15 protein-coding genes are annotated in these 16,829 nt (G+C 59.9%); 11 read left to right on the top strand and 4 right to left on the bottom strand.

Annotated features, from left to right (window positions below; translation table 11 throughout):
- Window positions 1–132 precede the first annotated feature (132 nt).
- Complete coding sequence (locus tag AAE029_RS10355) at window positions 133–1,488, top strand: hypothetical protein (protein WP_371072742.1); 1,356 nt, start codon at window positions 133–135, stop codon at window positions 1,486–1,488.
- Window positions 1,489–1,527: 39 nt separating this feature from the next.
- Here AAE029_RS10355 and AAE029_RS10350 read toward each other — a convergent pair whose 3' ends face one another.
- A complete protein-coding gene (locus AAE029_RS10350; protein WP_371072741.1) occupies window positions 1,528–2,829 on the bottom strand; it encodes a VpsF family polysaccharide biosynthesis protein in 1,302 nt (433 codons plus the stop codon).
- Window positions 2,830–2,989: 160 nt separating this feature from the next.
- Between AAE029_RS10350 and AAE029_RS10345 the strand changes: the two genes are divergently transcribed.
- The gene (locus AAE029_RS10345; RefSeq protein ID WP_371072740.1) at window positions 2,990–4,507 is read left to right on the top strand and encodes a GumC family protein; all 1,518 of its coding nucleotides are present in this window, start codon (window positions 2,990–2,992) and stop codon (window positions 4,505–4,507) included.
- A gap of 7 nt (window positions 4,508–4,514) precedes the next feature.
- Window positions 4,515–5,627 carry a glycosyltransferase gene (locus AAE029_RS10340; RefSeq protein WP_371072739.1) on the top strand — a complete coding sequence of 371 codons (1,113 nt, stop codon included), beginning with the start codon at window positions 4,515–4,517 and terminating at the stop codon, window positions 5,625–5,627.
- Between the two features lie 41 nt (window positions 5,628–5,668).
- Here the strand turns inward: AAE029_RS10340 and AAE029_RS10335 are convergent, their stop codons facing one another.
- Window positions 5,669–5,893, bottom strand: coding sequence for a hypothetical protein (locus tag AAE029_RS10335; protein ID WP_371072738.1), 225 nt, complete (start codon window positions 5,891–5,893; stop codon window positions 5,669–5,671).
- Window positions 5,894–6,155: 262 nt separating this feature from the next.
- Here AAE029_RS10335 and AAE029_RS10330 point away from each other — a divergent pair, with 262 nt between their 5' ends.
- The 7 genes from AAE029_RS10330 to AAE029_RS10300 all read left to right on the top strand — a co-directional run bounded on the left by AAE029_RS10330 (window position 6,156) and on the right by AAE029_RS10300 (window position 13,496).
- Window positions 6,156–6,842 (top strand): FCD domain-containing protein, encoded by a 687-nt coding sequence (locus tag AAE029_RS10330; protein ID WP_371072737.1) that lies wholly within the window; start codon window positions 6,156–6,158, stop codon window positions 6,840–6,842.
- A gap of 4 nt (window positions 6,843–6,846) precedes the next feature.
- Window positions 6,847–8,283, top strand: a complete 1,437-nt coding sequence (locus AAE029_RS10325) for an MmgE/PrpD family protein (protein WP_371072736.1) — start codon at window positions 6,847–6,849, stop codon at window positions 8,281–8,283.
- 55 nt (window positions 8,284–8,338) lie between these two features.
- Window positions 8,339–9,307 (top strand): tripartite tricarboxylate transporter substrate binding protein, encoded by a 969-nt coding sequence (locus tag AAE029_RS10320; RefSeq protein ID WP_371072735.1) that lies wholly within the window; start codon window positions 8,339–8,341, stop codon window positions 9,305–9,307.
- 73 nt (window positions 9,308–9,380) lie between these two features.
- The gene (locus tag AAE029_RS10315; protein ID WP_371072734.1) at window positions 9,381–9,866 is read left to right on the top strand and encodes a tripartite tricarboxylate transporter TctB family protein; all 486 of its coding nucleotides are present in this window, start codon (window positions 9,381–9,383) and stop codon (window positions 9,864–9,866) included.
- On the top strand, window positions 9,866–11,362 hold the full coding sequence (locus tag AAE029_RS10310; protein WP_371072733.1) for a tripartite tricarboxylate transporter permease: 1,497 nt from the start codon (window positions 9,866–9,868) through the stop codon (window positions 11,360–11,362). The genes AAE029_RS10315 and AAE029_RS10310 overlap by 1 nt, the downstream gene beginning before the upstream one ends.
- Window positions 11,359–12,744, top strand: coding sequence for an MmgE/PrpD family protein (locus tag AAE029_RS10305; protein WP_371072732.1), 1,386 nt, complete (start codon window positions 11,359–11,361; stop codon window positions 12,742–12,744). Before AAE029_RS10310 ends, AAE029_RS10305 begins: the two co-directional genes overlap by 4 nt.
- Complete coding sequence (locus AAE029_RS10300) at window positions 12,741–13,496, top strand: SDR family NAD(P)-dependent oxidoreductase (RefSeq protein ID WP_371072731.1); 756 nt, start codon at window positions 12,741–12,743, stop codon at window positions 13,494–13,496. The genes AAE029_RS10305 and AAE029_RS10300 overlap by 4 nt, the downstream gene beginning before the upstream one ends.
- Before the next feature lie 113 nt (window positions 13,497–13,609).
- Here the strand turns inward: AAE029_RS10300 and AAE029_RS10295 are convergent, their stop codons facing one another.
- A complete protein-coding gene (locus AAE029_RS10295; protein ID WP_371072730.1) occupies window positions 13,610–14,635 on the bottom strand; it encodes a PdxA family protein in 1,026 nt (341 codons plus the stop codon).
- Entirely contained in the window at window positions 14,632–15,744 is a 1,113-nt protein-coding gene (locus tag AAE029_RS10290; protein WP_371072729.1) for a tartrate dehydrogenase, read from the bottom strand. Before AAE029_RS10290 ends, AAE029_RS10295 begins: the two co-directional genes overlap by 4 nt.
- 111 nt (window positions 15,745–15,855) lie before the next feature.
- On the opposite strand from AAE029_RS10290, the gene AAE029_RS10285 reads away from it, so the two are divergent.
- Entirely contained in the window at window positions 15,856–16,815 is a 960-nt protein-coding gene (locus tag AAE029_RS10285; protein WP_371072728.1) for an alpha/beta fold hydrolase, read from the top strand.
- Window positions 16,816–16,829: the final 14 nt, after the last annotated feature.

The following is a 16,829-nucleotide window of genomic DNA, read 5'->3' as shown; positions in this document are numbered from 1 at the left end:
GCTTCTGGGAAATTGTAAGTAATGTGTTCTGATATGAGACGTTCTGATTTGATAAATATTTTAATCATATCTCGTCCCGAAGTGACACGACTTTGGGAAAAGGTTCTTGTTGATCGCCTCATCTCAAGGAGGATGGCCGTTTCAATTCGACACGGCAGTGGCACCAAGGAGGGAAGGAGCGCCTTCGATGCGATATTGGATATCGAATCGTTGCGATTTGGTACTTCGCTGGCAAGCCGCACAACGCCGCTGTGTGAAACCGGCTCCGGGGACGCCGACCTTGTCATTGATCTGATGGGCGGTGCCGGGCCGCAGGACGCTCCGGTCCTGACCATCGACATCTGCGGGCAAACGAGGCTATCTCAAGGTGTGGCAGGGATGCTGGCCAACCGCCAGGCTGCAGTTCTCATCACTCGCCTAGACGGCGTGGCCGTCGGACGGGGCCTGCCCATGCCGGGCGACCCCATTTGGTTATCGCGCGCCTGCGACAGTTTGCTATCGGGCGCCATATCGCTGATTTTGCAAGGCGTCGCGCGCTATTTTGCCGGCAAGCTCAAGCCACTGGACGACGCGATTGCAAAGGAGGCGCACCGTTCGTTCCTTAGCGCGTATGCCCGCTCGGCAACGGTGGGTGCCGTCTCGCGCTTCGTGGAAAAAATCAGACGCGGGCGACGACCCTTCTATTGGCAGGTCGCCTATCGGCAGATCGCCGGATCCGGTGTCGCGGAAGCGGGAAGCGTGGAAGGCGAACCGTTCACGACACTCAGCGATGACGGCAGACGTTTTTATGCCGATCCGTTCTTATTCGAATACAGGAACCGTCACTATCTCTTCGTCGAGGAATTTCCCTATGAGACGGGCCGCGGCATCATTTCCGTTGCCGAACTTCTGGAGGACGGCAGCTTTTCCGTGCCGAAGGCCGTTCTCGAAGAACCACACCATCTGTCATATCCTCAAGTCTTTGAGGTCTCGGGCGAAATCTTCATGATTCCGGAAAGCAGTGCAGCGCGTGAGCTGGTGCTCTACCGTGCGGAAGAGTTTCCGGGCCGGTGGATCCATGACACGGTGCTTTTATCCGCCGTGGACTTCAATGATGCGACGCTGCTTCAATCAGGCGGTCGCTTCTGGCTCTTCGGCACAGAACGCTTCGGCTATGGCAGCGCCTCGGATACGATGTCGGTCTATTCTGCCCCTTCGCTTCGTGGACCGTATGAGCCACACCCGCTCAATCCCATCACCATCAACCGTTCAGCAGCAAGGCCAGGCGGTGCATTCATCCGCCGCGGGAAGCGCCTCTTCCTGCCCGTTCAGGACGGGTCCCGCGCCTATGGTGGCGGATTGGGCTTGATCGAACTGCTTCGACTGGATTTGGACGAGGTGGTGTTCGGATCCGTCCAGCCCATCGAGGTTGGTCCGGCTTGGCCAAGGCGTGGCATTCACACCTTGAATCGCTCCGGTCGGGTCGAAGTCATTGACAGCGCCGGCTGACACGATGTCACGGGATCCTGCTGCTGCATCAGCGGAAGCTCATGCCTCAATTGGTCGCGCAGAGGCGGCGCTGCTTCCGTAACGCTGTTGATGTGGATGTGCCGGAGTGCCGTAGGCCAAGAGCAAGACGACGATCATCGTCATCTCGGGTGTCTTTGACGACATCGTGTTGTTGGAAAGGGCTGCCAGCAGTAAAGTGATGGTTGCCAGTTTCGCCTGCAACGGCGTACCCGCCAGAAGGCGGGCGGGAAGCCAGAATACCACGACCGTGAACAACAGGGCGATCGGAAGGCCAAACAGCAGGATGATAACCACCGGGGCACTCTCGATGTAGGGCAAGTGCAGTTTCTGATTGACGATGGCCAAGAGGTCATTGGCGTTCATGCCGAACAGGATGTCCCCCCAGCTGACATAGGAAAACACCTGATAGATCGTCACGCGGGCCATGAAATTCTCATCGAATATCGTGTTGTTGAAGCGGCTGAGAAGACCAAGGGAAAAGAGCCCAGCGATCAGAGCCGCACCGCCGATAGCGGTTGCTGCGAGCGTAATCAGCTTTGCCTGCCGCTCGTGTCTGGGTGACAGCTGTGGCCATCGTGTGAACAGGAGCAAGGCCAATATTTCGGCAGTGTGGAGCAAAAGGGCGGTTCGCGCGCCTGAAGCGGCGCAACCGATAAACAGCACGAAAATGGAGGAAACCCTGACCCATGCCGGCCAGCGCGTCAACGTCACGAAGCCCGACGCCATCGCACAAAGCGCGCCAAGCGCCAGCGGGTGTGCAGAAAGTCCGATCGGCCTGAACTGAAGCTCCGTCAGAGGATAGGGCAGCAACCGGCTGTGGGTGAGGGCTTCGACGATGCCGATCGCAGCACTCAGGATCAGCATTGCCAGAATGATGTCGCCAAGCGCGCGCCGCACATCAGGCCCCACGGCAAGCGTCACGAGGCCCGCGGCGCCGCCAACCAGATAGGTATCGATGACGAAACCTGAAGAGCCTGCACGACCGGTGGCAAATAGAAACGGCACGAGAAGGAGCATTATCGCCGAATAAAGCAGGAGTGCCTTGAACTTCGCGATCTCGCCACCGACGAGGACAATCGGACGGCTGAAAAGGACGATCGGCGTCAGGAGAAAGATCGCGTCAGTTCCGAAATGCAGCTTTTCGTAGAACGCGCCGGCTTCGGTCGTGTAGTTGACGACCATATTCATCAACTGGGGAGAAACGGTAAAGCGCAACAGCAGGGCAAAGGCGATGCAAAGAAAAAGTAACAGCGAAATCGCGTTATGCCGCCGGGCCTCACTGCCTGGCAGCTGTTCGGAACCGACGGCCGAATGTCGCATGAATCACCTGCTAATGGCGGCGGTTAAGACTGCGCCTTAACCAAGTAACACTATTCCCGTTGAGGACCCGGAACAAAGAATGTTTAAACGCTCGAGGAAAACGAGGCGTTAACTTCAGCCTTGTACATCATTTCTTGTGCGCAGAATCGAGGCATCAATCATGTCCGGCTTTCCCGGTGAACCGTCCGGCGCAAGCTATCGCAATCGGCGGTACGCGCGGCTCGATCAAGAACTGGCGAGGCAGATGGAAAACCCCGCCCGGTTCGCGCGCGCCCCCGAACCGGCCGAGCCGGTCACCGTTGAAAAGGTCGGGGACTTTCTCGAGCTCGATTTTCGCCGACTGTTCCAATGGCTGGGCGCCGGTCTTAAGGTTGCGGCTGTACTTGCCTTGAGTGGGGCAATCATTGGCGGGGCCTACGCGGTTCTCGCCAAACCGCGCTATACCGTCAGCACAGACGTTCTCATTGATCCCGCACTTCAGGTCGTTGCCAATGACGTCTATACGCAGCCGGGTCAGATCGACGGCCAGTTACTCAATGCGGGAAGCAAACTGCGTGTCATGACATCCGGCAATGTACTTGCCCGTGTTGTGGACGAGACTGGTCTTGCAAACGATCCGGAATTTTTCGATCCGACGCCCGCCTTCTCTCTATCGGGCCTTTTCGGCGGCAATGAAGCAGCCGCCCCCGATCCCAAAGTCGTGGCTTTGAAAAACCTCATGGAGCATGTCAGCACCACTGCCGACGAGAAGTCTTTCGTCGCTACGCTGAAGGTTTCCGCGCAAACGGTGGAGAAGGCGATAAGCCTTTCGAAGGCAATCATTGCGTCTTTCCAGGACGAACTTGCCGAGGCCGATGCCGAAGGGGCCGGCCGAGCGGCGGCCGCGCTCGATGACCGACTTGACGAGCTGAAGGGCGAGGTCCTTTTAGCCGAGAAAAGTGTGGAAGATTATAAGCGAGTGCACAGTCTTTCCTCCAGCAACGGCCAGCTTGTCAATTCACAGACGATGACGCAGCTCAACAGCGAGATCGTTGCGGCCCAATCTCAGGTCGTTGCCGCCAAGGCCAATTACGATGCCCTGGTCAATAGCGGCGCCAAGGCGAGCAGCACAGATTCCCCCGCCTCAGCAGCACTGGCAACCCTTATCAACCGCGCCGGAAACCTGGAACAGCAGTTTGACACCCAATCGAGGATCTATGGCCCTAGACATCCGACGATCGTGAGACTTAAGGCTGAACTCGCTGCCATCAATAGCCAGATCCAAGCGGAGCTCGACCGCAGCATCAACTCGGCAAAGGCAAATCTTGATAAGGCGACGGCATCGCTGAATGCCCTGACGGCCAAGATGGACGAGATCAAGGGCAGCGTCTTCAGCGACAACGAGTCGGAAATCGCCCTGCGTGAATTGGAACGGGACGCAGCGGCGAAGAGAGCCGTCTATGAGAGCTTCCTGTCCCGCTCCAGACAGATCGGCCAGCGCGAGCATGTGGATACCACGAACGTGCGCGTAATCTCGACCGCGACTCCACCGGCGGGGCGCTCATGGCCTCCGAGAACGAGCCTGATGGTGATTCTTGGCGCCTTCGCCGGCTTTGCAATTGGTCTCTTCGTCGCCCTTGCCAGGGGCATCTGGTACGACTTGCGTTCGCCGTCCACCTCGGCGCTTTCCGCACGCTGAGGGCTTCGTGGCCAGACGTATCGTCTTCCATATCGCGAGTTTGAGGGGTGGGGGAGCAGAGCGTGTCTTCGTGCTGATGGCGAACGAGTTGGCGAGCCGTGGCTACGACGTAACCCTGTTTACATGGAATGCCCAGGGACCGAATGCCGCGCTTGTCTCTTCCAGGGTTCGGCTCATGGATCTCGCAATTCCGATCCGCAATGAAGGATATGGCAAACCGGCAACCATAAAGGCAATCGTCGCGAGCGCTTTGTTTTTCAGGCGTAATCGCCCCGACGCGGTCTATAGCGCCCCGGAGTTCGCCAACCTCGCCATGGCTTTCTCGCTGCTCCTGGCTGGCTCCAAGGCCAAGTTTTTCCCAAGCTTCCATGCCGCCGCATCACTGCCAAACAAGACTAGCGGCGCTTGGCTTGCCGTAATGCTCTCCGCTATCGTGGCGAGGCGCGCAACAAAGGCAATTGCAGTTTCCCAAGGCGTGCGCCGGGATCTCATCGGTCGCGGCTTTCCGCCCGGCAAGACTGTTGTCATCAACAATCCCCTGCCATCCGGAATTGCTTCGGCAGCGGGAGCCTACTCCTGGCAGTCGGCTCTTGCGGCGATGGGTGACAGTCCGGTTATCGTCACCGCCGGCAGGCTGGTTCCTGTCAAGGATCATAAGACACTGCTCAAGGCTTTTGCCGCGCTATGTGATCGACGTCCGGCGCGGCTGGTCATCTTTGGCGAGGGTCCTCTTGAACAAGAGTTGCGAGCCTTGGCAGGTGAACTCGGCGTTGGAGAGCGCGTGCTATTTGCCGGCTACGTCAATGACCCCGCAGCCTGTTATGCCATCGCCGATGTCGTTGTTTTGTCTTCGACCAGCGAGGGTTTCGGCAACGTGTTGATCGAGGCAATGGCCGCAGGCGTTCCGGTAGTCTCCACCGATGCTGCCCACGGTCCGCGGGAAATATTGTCCGGAGGTGAATTTGGCCCGCTCGTCCCGGTGGGCGACGCTTGCGCACTGGCGGCGGCTATTGACGCAATCTTGGACGAACCCACGCCGGCAGAGGTCCTGAAGGGCCGCGCTGCCGACTTCGGCGTGCGAAAGATCGGCAATCACTACGAGGCTTTGCTTGACATCTGAAGCCGGCGACTTCTTACCAAAAGACGCTGGCGCGTTGGAACTCAACGGCTGATCTTCTGGACCCGATCAAATGCAGGACCTATGAAATGCAGCGCCAATGCAATCAGCATCATGTGCAGCATCGGCAAGACATGCCAAATGTGCCAGGTTCCTGTGATAATGGAAAACACAATTGAACCGGCCGAAATGAAAGGCAGTACGAATATTGCCCCGAGGAAGGCAAGTGAAATCAGCAATGCAAAACAGTGATGAGCAAAAAATTTCATCGCGATCAAATCGTTAATTTTGCGTTACTATAGCGCCTAGATTTTTATTGAAAAGGTCCGCGAGAAATTTCTGGCCTTGCCTCCAAATCGGAGGGATGATTTCCGGAAGTCCAGCCAACAGCCACCTTCTGAAGTGACAGGAAAAGCTTGTTGGGCAAAGGCTATCTGCCTTGCCCATGGGCTGCGATGGGCACCAAATTGATATGCAGATTGTTGACAATCTGCATTCTGCATGTGAAAAGTGAAAGAAGGAGGAGGCCAAATGGTGTTGGATGCTGTTGAAATTCTGCGGTCGCAGTCGCTGCCGATGCTGCTTGAGCAGGAGATTGAGCGCGTCATCTTGGGTGGCGAGTTCGCGCCGGGCGACCACATCAACGAAAAGGAGCTGTCGCTGCGCTTCGGCATTAGTCGAGGGCCGGTTCGGGAAGCGCTGCGCTCTTTGGATTCGTCCGGCCTTGTCGAGCAGATTCCGAACCGTGGCTTTTTCGTCCGCCAGCTGAGCGCAGAGCAGGCTTTCGACGTCTACGATGTGCGCGCCGCCCTTTTCGGCCTTGCCGGGAAGCTTCTTGCCGAACGGATCACCGACCAGAAGATTGAGCGTCTCAAGGACTTCATCGCCGAGATGGATGAGGCGATCGCAGCGGAAGATTCCGAGCGCTACCTCAAAGTCAACTTCGCCTTCCACGAATTTATCGTCGTCAGTGCGGGCAATGCGACGCTCGCGCAGCAATATCTGAGTTTGGTCAAGCAGCTTCGCCTTTATCGCGCCCGCAACCTGATGCTCGGCGGTTCCATGCATGCCTCGCATCTGGAGCACCATGCGATGGCCGACGCTCTGATCCGCCGTGATCCGGCAAGCGCACTCGCCACTCATACTCATCACGTCGAAGCGGCGAAGGAACGGCTCATGTCGACCGTCGCGAGCCTCAAGTCAAAACAGGGAGATTGAACGCGTGAATACCGTATCCGACATCACGGCCCAGGCCATACGTTTTATCGAGCGGACGACCTATGCCGACCTGCCGGATGAAGCTTTGGCGATCGGCCGACGCTGCATGGTCGACACTGTCGGCCTTTACCTCGCCGGCAGCCAGGAGACTTCGGTTCGGATCCTCATCAAAGACGCGCTCGCGCAAGGCGGCCGTGGCGACGCACCGCTGCCGGGGGCAGGCCCGAAGAAAGTGCCGGCTGCACTTGCCGGCCGCGTCTGGGGAACGGCCGGTCACGCGCATGACTGGGACGACACGCAGGTCTCCCACGATCCGGGCCATGTCTATGGATTGCTGACCCATCCGTCCGTACCGCCGCTCACGGCGGCGCTGATCATCGGCAGCCAGCTCGGCAATGTCGACGGACGCGACATCATGCTCGCCTTCCAGGTGGGCTTCGAAGTCGAGTGCAAGATCTCCGAATGGATGAAGCCGCGCCATTACCGCCGCGGTCACCACAGCAGCGGAACAGTCGGTACGTTCGGCGCCACTGCCGCGGCTGCCAAGCTGCTGGGTCTGAAGGGGGAAAAGCTCGCGCATGCGCTGGGGCTCGCGGCAAGCTTCGCAGCCGGTATCCGCGTCAACTTCGGCACGATGACAAAGCCGCTGCACGTCGGCCGCGCCTGCGAGAACGGCATCACCGCAGCGCTTCTGGCGGCCCGCGGTTTCGATGCGGATCCGTCGGCGCTCGATGGCGCCTGGGGCTTCTTCTCGGTCATGGGCGAGGGGTTCGACGAAGAAAAGACGGAGGCGGGCTTCGGTTCTCCGCTGACGATCGTCTCGCCAGGCGTCAGCGTCAAGCCATACCCTTCGGGCATCCTTACGCACCAGTCCATGGATGCCATGCTCAAGCTGGTGCTGGATCACGATCTCAAAGCCGAAGACGTCGAGCGCATCCGCTTCTTCGCCGGCAAGAACATTATCGAGCCGATCCGGTATCCAATCGCCCGCAACCACCTGCAGGCAAAGTTCTCGATGCCGGCACTGCTGTCGATGATCGTGCTGTGCCGCCGGGCCAGCCATCACGAATTCGAGGATGCCTTCGTCGCAGGACCGGCAATGCAGGATCTGCAGGCGCGCACCGAGATCATCAACGATCCGGAGATCGACGCGCAGGGTTATGACAAGATCCGTTCACGCATCGAAGTCCTTGTCAAGGATGGCCGCACATTGGTGGAGTGGGCCGACGAACGCTACCGCGGCGGACCGTCCAACCCGATCAGCGACGAAGGGCTGGATGCCAAATTCCGCATGTGCGCCGAAGGCGTCATCGATGACGTCTGCCAGGAAGAGCTTCTCGCACTGGTCCGCGGCATTGACAGGGGTTCCGACATCAAGCGTCTTGTGGCCCTGATCAGCGGAGCCGACGAACATGCCGGCGAGGAGATCGCAGCCGAATAGTCCATCATGGCAACACTGCTTGGGGAGAAGCAGTGAATTTAACGGGAGAGAGAATATGAGCATGATCAAAACAATTGGGAAAGCAGCCTCCGGGCTTGCGGCGTTGGCACTGCTTTCCGCCGCGCCGGCCCTTGCCGACCCGGCAGCCTACCCGGTCAAGGTCGTGACGCTCGTCACGCACTCGAGCCCGGGTGGCGGCAGCGACGTCTTCCTGCGCGAAATGTCAAAATATCTGGGCAAATATATCGACGCGACCTTCGTCGTCGAAAACGTGCAGGGTGGCAGCGGCGCGAAGGCAATGGCGCGCGTCGCCTCCGCACCCGCAGATGGCAGCGTGTTCTACGCAACCACGCCGACCTACATCTACACGTCCCTGATGAGCAAGCCGCAGAGCACCTACAAGGACATGCAGCCGGTCGTGAACTTCTTCCTCGACAGCGAGGTGATCTATACGCGCGCCGACGGTCCCTACAAGACACTCAAGGACGTCATCGACCATGCCAAGAACGAGCGCGGCCGCTGGGGTGCTGCCAATCCCGCTTCGCTTGAGCGTCAGGCCGCGGAGCAGCTGAAACGAGCCGCCGGCGTAAAACCCGCTATCGTAACCCACGAGGGCGGCGGCGATATGATGCTCAACGTGCTGAACGGCACGCTCGACATCGGCATTGGAGAAATTCAGGAGGTGCGCTCGCAACTGGATGCCGGCAAGATCAAGCTGCTTGCCACTTTCAACCCCGAACGGATTGCCGACAAGCCTGATGTCCCGACTGTCAGGGAACTCGGCTATGACGTGGCGCTGGTAAAATTCCGTGGTCTTGCCGGCCCTAAAGGCATTCCCGATACCACGGCGGCGATCTGGGACGAGGCTGTCAAGAAGATCCTCGAGGACCCGGACTACAAGAAGGCCTACGCCGCCGAGGTGCTGGTGCCAAAGCCGATCGGCCACAAGGAATATCCGACTTTCGTAAACAATTTCGCGTCGACGACGGAAGAGTTCCTGAAGTCGACAGGCGCAATCAAGTAACAGGACCGATTCAGCTTCGGGACCGCGTGGGCGCGGTCCCGAAAAACCCTTTCTTCACCATGAGGGCACTCTCATGAACAGAGATCTTCTCAGCGGCGTGGTGCTTCTTGCCGTCGCTGGCACTTACTACACCTGGTCAACCCAGATTGCCGACAGCACCTTGTCCGATGAAATCGGCGCAGGCGGTCTGCCAAAGGTCCTTTCGGTTATCCTGGCCATCCTGGCCCTCAGTCTCATTGCGCGCACATTGCTCGCCACCCGGCTTCGTCGGGCGACGGCGGCTAAAGTGGCCGACGGCGAGGAAGATGAGAATGCGCCACTGCCGCGCGCAGTGGGCCTGCTTCTTTTCGGTGCAGCCTATGTCTTCCTGCTTCCTTTCGTCGGCTACATCGTCGCGACCGCCCTCTTGATCGGCGCGCTCGCGCTGTACGAGGGTGCACCGCGCAGCTGGGTCGTGCTCGCCGCCGCTGTCGGCGGTGGTCTGTTCTACTGGGCCATTTTCGTCAAGCTGCTCGGCGTCAATCAGCCCATGGGTTCGGTCTTTCAGGGGCTATTCTGATGGCGACGTTCTGGGATATCTTGCACCTTTTGGTGGAGACACCGATCGTTTTTGTCGCGATCGCCGGCCTCACTTGGGGAATTCTCGGCGGAGCCTTGCCAGGCATCTCGGCCTCGATCACCATGGCGCTCGTCCTTCCCTTCACCTACACAATGGACCCGGCACAGGCGATCGCGCTGCTCGCCTGCGTCTATATCGGGGCCGAATATGGCGGATCGATCCCGGCGATCCTGATCCGTACGCCCGGCACCAATTCCTCCGCGGCGACCGTGATCGACGGATATGAGCTCAATCGCCAGGGCCGCGCCGGCGAAGCGCTCGGCATTTCGCTGATGTCCGGTGTCGTTGGCAGCCTGTTCGGGCTCGCCATGCTCATCCTGTTGACCGAGCCGCTTTCCTGGCTGGCGCTTGCCTTTACGCCGGCATCCTATTTCGGGCTCGGCATTCTCGGCCTCAGCGTCATCGCGTCGATGAGTGGCGGCTCGCTGATCAAAGGTCTGGCCGCTGCGACAGTCGGCCTGATGATCTCTACAGTCGGCACCGACCCAATTTCGGGGGTCACGCGCTTCACCTTCGAAATACCGGATCTGTTGGGCGGCATCGAGCCCGTCCTCGTCATGGTTGGCCTCTTTGCCCTGACCGAACTGATGAGCCAGTCAGGCTCTCCGAACATGGCCAAGCTGAATGCCAGCATCCGTATCCGCCTGCCGAGCCTTGCGATGATGAACAGGCTGAAACGCTCCCAGCTCATCGGCTGCATCCTGGGCCTTTTCGAGGGCCTGACGCCGGGCGGCGGAGGGTCGATCGCGGCCTTCATGTCCTACAACGAGGCACGGCGCTGGTCGAAAACGCCGCAGCTGTTCGGCAAGGGATCGGAAGAGGGCGTGGCCGCGCCTGAAGCGGCGAACAACACGGTTGCGAGTACCGCCATGATACCGCTCTTGAGCTTTGGTATTCCAAGCTCGAACTCGACTGCGGTGCTCCTCGGCGGGTTGCTGATGCACGGCCTCATTCCCGGCCCTCGTCTTTTCGAGCAGAGCGGTCAGGTTATCGACAGTATCTATGTCGGCTCCTTCATCGCGATCATCGCCCAGATCGGTATCGGCATCCTCATTCTGCCGGCCTGCATCTGGCTGGTGAACCGGCCGAGGCACTATCGAGCCGGCTTCATCTTCGCGCTGATCCTGTCGGGTATCTATACACTCAACAACAGCCTGTTCGATCTGGGCGTCGCCCTGGGACTCGGGCTGGTCGGCTATCTGATGCGCCTTACTCGTTTCCCGGTCCTGCCGATGATCCTGGGCGTCGTTCTCGGGCACATGGTCGAATCCAGCTACCGACGTTCACTGGTGCTCTCCGGCGGTGATCTGATGATCTTTCTGCAGGATCCGATCGCGCTCTGCCTGCTGTCCCTCGCCCTCATCTTCATCGTCGTCTCGCTCGCGCGCGAAATCCGCGATGCCCGCAAAGTCAAGCTGGAGGAAGCTCATTCATGAATGTTGCCGTTTCCACATCGTCGCCGGTCGCGACCAGGCTGGCAGCGTTCGCAGCCGAGGCATTGCCCTCGGCTGCGGCAACTGCCGTCTGCCGCCGTCTGCTCTTCGACATCATCGCTCTCGCCATAGCCGCCCGCAACACGGACTATGTCCAGGCGGTTCTGGGAAGCGCTGTCGATGATGGTCCGTGCACCGCCTTCGGACACGAAAGAACGCTTGGTCTCTATGATGCCGCACTCGTCAACGGAACCGCGGCCCATGGCGAGGATTATGATGATACGTTCGAGGGCGGGCCTATCCATGCAGGGGCGGTGATCGTTTCGGCCGTGATGGCGATCGCCGAGAAGCGCAAGCTGGATGGTCGCGCGGTCATGCGCGGCATAGCCGTCGGAACGGAACTCATGTGCCGCATGAGCCTCGTTGCGCCGCAGGCGACGCACAAGGCGAGCTTTCATCCGACTGCGATCTTCGGTGCCCCGGCGGCGGCGGCGGCGGTCGGCACCGCACTCGGGCTCGATAGTGGCCGGATCGCCCGCGCGCTCGGCATCTCCGGCAGCCTCGCTTCCGGCATTATTGAATATCTCGCCGACGGCAGTTCGACGAAACGGCTTCACGCCGGCGCCGCTGCCCAGGCGGGGCTTCGGGCCGCGCTACTGGCAGAAGGAGGGTTCATGGGACCGCTTACCGTCTTCGACGGCACGAACGGCATGTACAAGGCCTTCGCCCCATCCAAGGCGGCCGATTTCAGCCATCTGGTCGACGGGCTTGGCAAGGAATGGATTCTGGAGACGCTCGCCTTCAAGCCCTATGCCTGCGGGACGATGACGCAACCCTTCATCGATTGCGCCAGGATGCTTGCCAAAGCCGGCGTGAAGGCCGACGATATCGTTGCCATCACCTGCAATGTCGGCGAGGGAACCGTGCATCGCCTCTGGGAACCGCTTGCCGAAAAACACCGTCCGCCGAACGGCTATGCCGGCAAGTTCTCGACACCCTACTGCATTGCGGTTGGCTTCACCGACGGCGAAGCGGGTCTCGGTCAGTTCACTGACGAACGGGTACTCGATCCGGCGCTCAGGACACTGGCAGCGAAGATCTCCTACGAGATCGATCCGAACGATCCCTATCCCCGCAGCTTCACCGGCCATATCAGGGCAGTGCTGAAGGACGGATCGGTTTGCGAATTCCGCCAGCCACATATGCGTGGCGGTGCACATGAGCCGTTGCCGGATGTTGAGCTGCAGGCCAAGTTCGAGGCGAATCTGCGGTTCGGAGGCTTGACTGCCGAAAGGATCAATGCGTTGCGTGCAGGACTGGATCGGATCGCGGATGGCGGCCACGTCGATCTTTCTGCAGCGAGATCGCAGGCGGAGGTGAAATGATCGATTTGGGTCTCAAGGGTCGCGTAGCGCTCGTCACGGGCGCATCCCGCAATATCGGTCGCTCTATCGCGCTGGCGCTCGCCGACGCCGGTGCGTCGGTCGCTATCGTTGCTCGTTCGGACAGGGACGCCGCGCAGGCCGTTGCGGGCGAAGTCGAAGCGAGAGGAGGTGCGGCTGCCGTGCTGTTCGGCGACGTCGGGCGGGAAGAAGATGCTGCCCGCCTCGTAAGGGAGAGCATCGAAAGGCTGGGTCGGCTCGACATTCTTGTCAACAATGCCGCCATCCGCCGCGAAGCACCGGTCGAGGCGCTGTCCTTCCAAGACTGGCGTGATGTCATGGCGGTAACGCTCGACGGCGCTTTCCTGATGAGCCGGGCCGCGATCCCGCATTTGAAAGCCAGCGGTCAGGGCGCGATCGTCAATATCGGTGGTCTTACGGCCTACACGGGCGCGATCCATCGCGTTCACGTCGTTGCGGCAAAGGCGGGGTTGGACGGCCTGACAAAGGCACTTGCCCACGAACTGGGCTCGCAAGGCATTACCGTCAATCTCATCTCTCCCGGAATGATAAATACGAACCGGCAACACACGATGGCCGGCGAGCCCGCCCATCACAAGACCACCCGCACGCTGGTGGGTCGTCGTGGGACGCCGGAGGAAGTGGCGGCAGCCGTGGTCTATCTCGCCAGCGCCCAGGCTCGCTTCACAACCGGCCAGACTCTGCATGTCAACGGTGGGGCGTTTCTTCCTTGACGACTATAGAGCGGGATGCCCGAAAAAATGCGCGGATTTCGGCGACATCCCGCTCCAACGTCTTGATGTAGCGGCCGGCTCTGGAGATTGCTCTCGAACCCATGAATTCCTGGTCAGGTTACGGAGGCTGCTTGGCTGTTGGCACTGGCCAAGGCAGCGGCGAGCCTGATGGCAGCCTCGAAGGCACCGGTATCAGCAATGCCCTTACCGACGATGTCGAAGGCGGTGCCGTGGGCCGGAGTGGTGAAGACGATATCCAGCCCAGCCGTTACCGTCACACCGCGGTTGAAGCCGCGCAGTTTTGTGGCGATCTGTCCCTGGTCGTGATACATGGCGACAACGCCGTCGAACTCGTCGTTAAACGCCCTTATGTAGACTGTGTCTGACGGAAACGGGCCTTTGCAGTCATAGCCGCGTGCAGCCATTCTTTCGACAACGGGGCGGATGAGGTCGATTTCCTCGCGCCCGAAAAGGCCGTTCTCGCCGGCATGCGGGTTCAATGCCGCGACGGCGAGGCGCGGACGAGCAATCCCCGCCTTCTTCATCGTTTCCGTTGCCAGCACGATGGCGGCGCTGATTGACTGCTCGGTGATCTGGTCGAGCGCTTCGCGTAAGGAGACATGGCTCGTGACACGCGACATCCATTGGCCATCGAGCACGTTCATTTCGCTGAAATAGGCGATGTGGCCGAGAAGATGCGCGAACATCTTGTGCTCGTCCGGAAACTTCCAGCCTCCGTCATACATCGCCCTCTTGTTGAGCGGTGCGAAGGAAATAGCCTCGACCTCGCCCGCCTTGGCGAATTCGACCGCCTTGGCTAGCGTCTCGCCGGTCGCGTGACCGGACTCAGAGCTTGCCCGACCGGGCGGATAGCGCGACGGATCCGTATTGCCGAGGTCGACCAGCGGGATTTCGGCGCGTGTCCAATCGATGGCAGACGGGCGGTCATAGATGTGCAGATCGAGCTTCACGCCGGCCTGGCTTGCTCCAAGCTCAAGCACCCGCCGGTCGCCGACGACGACGATCCGCGCAACGTCATTCAGCCCTCCGTCGCTCAGAATCCTGGCCGTCTGTTCCGGGCCGATCCCGGTGCAGTCGCCGGGAGTGAGCGCGATGATGGGGCGATGGACCGCGGTCATGAAATCCTCCCGTTGCCTGTTTCGGCTGGGACCGCCGCGCGCAGTGCCGCCACAACGGCATCACCGCATTCGATTGTGGACGCCTGCCCGCCAAGGTCACGCGTGCGCGTTGCAGCATCGGCAATGACCTTTTCAATCGCCTTCACGATGCCGGCCGCTGCCGCCGGATAGCCGAGATGCTCCAGCATCATGGCGCCTGCCCAGATCTGCCCGATGGGATTTGCAATGCCCTTGCCGGCTATATCGGGTGCCGATCCATGCACCGGCTCAAAGAGCGAAGGGAAGTCACGCTCCGGATTGATGTTGCCCGAGGGGGCTATGCCGATCGTTCCGGTGCAAGCGGGGCCGAGATCCGAAAGAATGTCGCCGAACAGGTTCGAGGCGACGACCACATCAAACCGGTCCGGATTGAGAACGAAATGGGCGCAGAGAATATCGATATGATACTTGTCGCAACGGATGTCGGGATAGCGGCCAGCCATCAATTCCGTCCGCTCGTCCCAATAGGGCATCGTGATCGAGATGCCGTTGGACTTCGTGGCTGAAGTCACATGTTTTGCTTCGCGGCGGCTTGCCAGCTCGAAAGCGAATTTCAGGACGCGATCGATCCCCGTCCTGCTCATGACAGTCTCCTGGATGACGATTTCCCGTTCGGTTCCGACGTACATTTTGCCGCCGACGGAAGAGTATTCTCCCTCGGTGTTCTCTCGGACAATGTAGAAATCGATGTCGCCGGGATTGCGCCCGGCAAGAGGCGACCGGACGCCCTGCATCAACCGCACGGGCCTCAGGTTCACATACTGGTCGAATTCGCGGCGGAACTGAAGAAGGGAACCCCATAGCGAGATGTGATCGGGAACCTTGTCCGGCCAGCCGACCGCGCCGAAGAAGATGGCGTCGTGGCTGCCGATCTGCGCCTTCCAATCCTCCGGCATCATGCGACCGTGCTCCAGATAATAGTCGCAGGAGGCGAAGTCGAAACGATCGAAATGCAACGGCACGTCAAAAATCTGCGCTGCCGCCTCCAATACCTTCAGCCCTTCCGGCACGACTTCCGTCCCGATGCCGTCACCGGGAATGACCGCAATCTTGAGAAGGTTTCCCGACATGACTTTCCTCCCTCATCGCCCACGACATCGTGTCTTGCCGCATGAAGAAAAAATTGTCAATTATAAACTGTTGACAATTTACTACGGCTTGGACTGAGGAGGAGATGCCCAATGGCTGAAAGAGCTTTATCAGAACCTAATAGAACGTTGATGCGTGGTTTCCGTTATGAGCGGATCGCCGCCGATGGCGCAGAGATCAACGTCGCGATCGGCGGCGACGGTCCACCCCTTCTCCTGCTTCACGGCAATCCGCTGACCCATGTGAGCTGGCACAAGGTCGTGCCGACACTCGTCGAGCACTTCACCGTCGTCGCACCCGACCTGCGAGGTTATGGCGACAGTTCGAAGCCGGACGGCGGCGAGGATCACAGCGGATACACCTTTCGAGCAATGGCCGACGACAATGTACAGCTTATGGAACATCTCGGCTTTCGCCGGTTCGACGTTGCCGGTCACGACCGGGGTGCGCGCGTGGCGTTTCGCATGGGGCTCGACCATCCGGATCGGGTAAAGCGGATCGCTGCGCTGGACATTGTCCCCACTCACCACGCCTTGACCCATGTGAGCCTCGGATGGGGGCTGGAGGCCTATCACTGGTTTTTCATGGCGCAGAAGGCGCCGTTTCCGGAACGTCTCATCTGCGGCGACCTCGCCTATTACATCGATTACAAGCTGAACAAGAAAGGCGTCGGTCTGTCGATCTTCCATCCGGAGGCCATGGCCGAATACAAGCGCTGCACGACGCCGGAGCAGATCCACGCGGTCTGCGAAGATTACCGTGCGACCGTCTCGCTCGATCTTGCAATGGATACGGCGGACTTCGGCCAGAAGAAGATCGCTTGCCCGGTCCTCGTGATCTGGGGATCGAACAGCCATTGCGGCCGCCATTTCCAACCGATGGAAGCATGGGCGTCATGGGCCGATGATCTCCGCGGTTGGTCCGTGCCAACAGGGCATTATCCGGCGGAAGAGCGGCCGGAGGTTATCGCGGAGCCTTTCCTCGATTTCTTCTCTGGCCGGGAGCCGACGCCTTGGTCGGGCACCGACGAAACGCACGCGTCGAGAGCGTGAATGACGGAACCGGA

The organism is Sinorhizobium sp. CB7, from assembly GCF_041357635.1.
Lineage (GTDB): Bacteria > Pseudomonadota > Alphaproteobacteria > Rhizobiales > Rhizobiaceae > Rhizobium.
This window is presented reverse-complemented; position numbering and strand designations above follow the sequence as displayed.

What these genes read in the sequence shown, in the direction of transcription:
- AAE029_RS10355 (WP_371072742.1), top strand. Translation starts at nt 133, where the DNA reads ATGGCCGTTTCAATTCGACACGGCAGTGGCACCAAGGAGGGAAGGAGC.
- AAE029_RS10350 (WP_371072741.1), bottom strand. Translation starts at nt 2,829, where the DNA reads ATGCGACATTCGGCCGTCGGTTCCGAACAGCTGCCAGGCAGTGAGGCC.
- AAE029_RS10345 (WP_371072740.1), top strand. Translation starts at nt 2,990, where the DNA reads ATGTCCGGCTTTCCCGGTGAACCGTCCGGCGCAAGCTATCGCAATCGG.
- AAE029_RS10335 (WP_371072738.1), bottom strand. Translation starts at nt 5,893, where the DNA reads ATGAAATTTTTTGCTCATCACTGTTTTGCATTGCTGATTTCACTTGCC.
- AAE029_RS10330 (WP_371072737.1), top strand. Translation starts at nt 6,156, where the DNA reads ATGGTGTTGGATGCTGTTGAAATTCTGCGGTCGCAGTCGCTGCCGATG.
- AAE029_RS10320 (WP_371072735.1), top strand. Translation starts at nt 8,339, where the DNA reads ATGAGCATGATCAAAACAATTGGGAAAGCAGCCTCCGGGCTTGCGGCG.
- AAE029_RS10315 (WP_371072734.1), top strand. Translation starts at nt 9,381, where the DNA reads ATGAACAGAGATCTTCTCAGCGGCGTGGTGCTTCTTGCCGTCGCTGGC.
- AAE029_RS10310 (WP_371072733.1), top strand. Translation starts at nt 9,866, where the DNA reads ATGGCGACGTTCTGGGATATCTTGCACCTTTTGGTGGAGACACCGATC.
- AAE029_RS10305 (WP_371072732.1), top strand. Translation starts at nt 11,359, where the DNA reads ATGAATGTTGCCGTTTCCACATCGTCGCCGGTCGCGACCAGGCTGGCA.
- AAE029_RS10300 (WP_371072731.1), top strand. Translation starts at nt 12,741, where the DNA reads ATGATCGATTTGGGTCTCAAGGGTCGCGTAGCGCTCGTCACGGGCGCA.
- AAE029_RS10295 (WP_371072730.1), bottom strand. Translation starts at nt 14,635, where the DNA reads ATGACCGCGGTCCATCGCCCCATCATCGCGCTCACTCCCGGCGACTGC.
- AAE029_RS10290 (WP_371072729.1), bottom strand. Translation starts at nt 15,744, where the DNA reads ATGTCGGGAAACCTTCTCAAGATTGCGGTCATTCCCGGTGACGGCATC.
- AAE029_RS10285 (WP_371072728.1), top strand. Translation starts at nt 15,856, where the DNA reads ATGGCTGAAAGAGCTTTATCAGAACCTAATAGAACGTTGATGCGTGGT.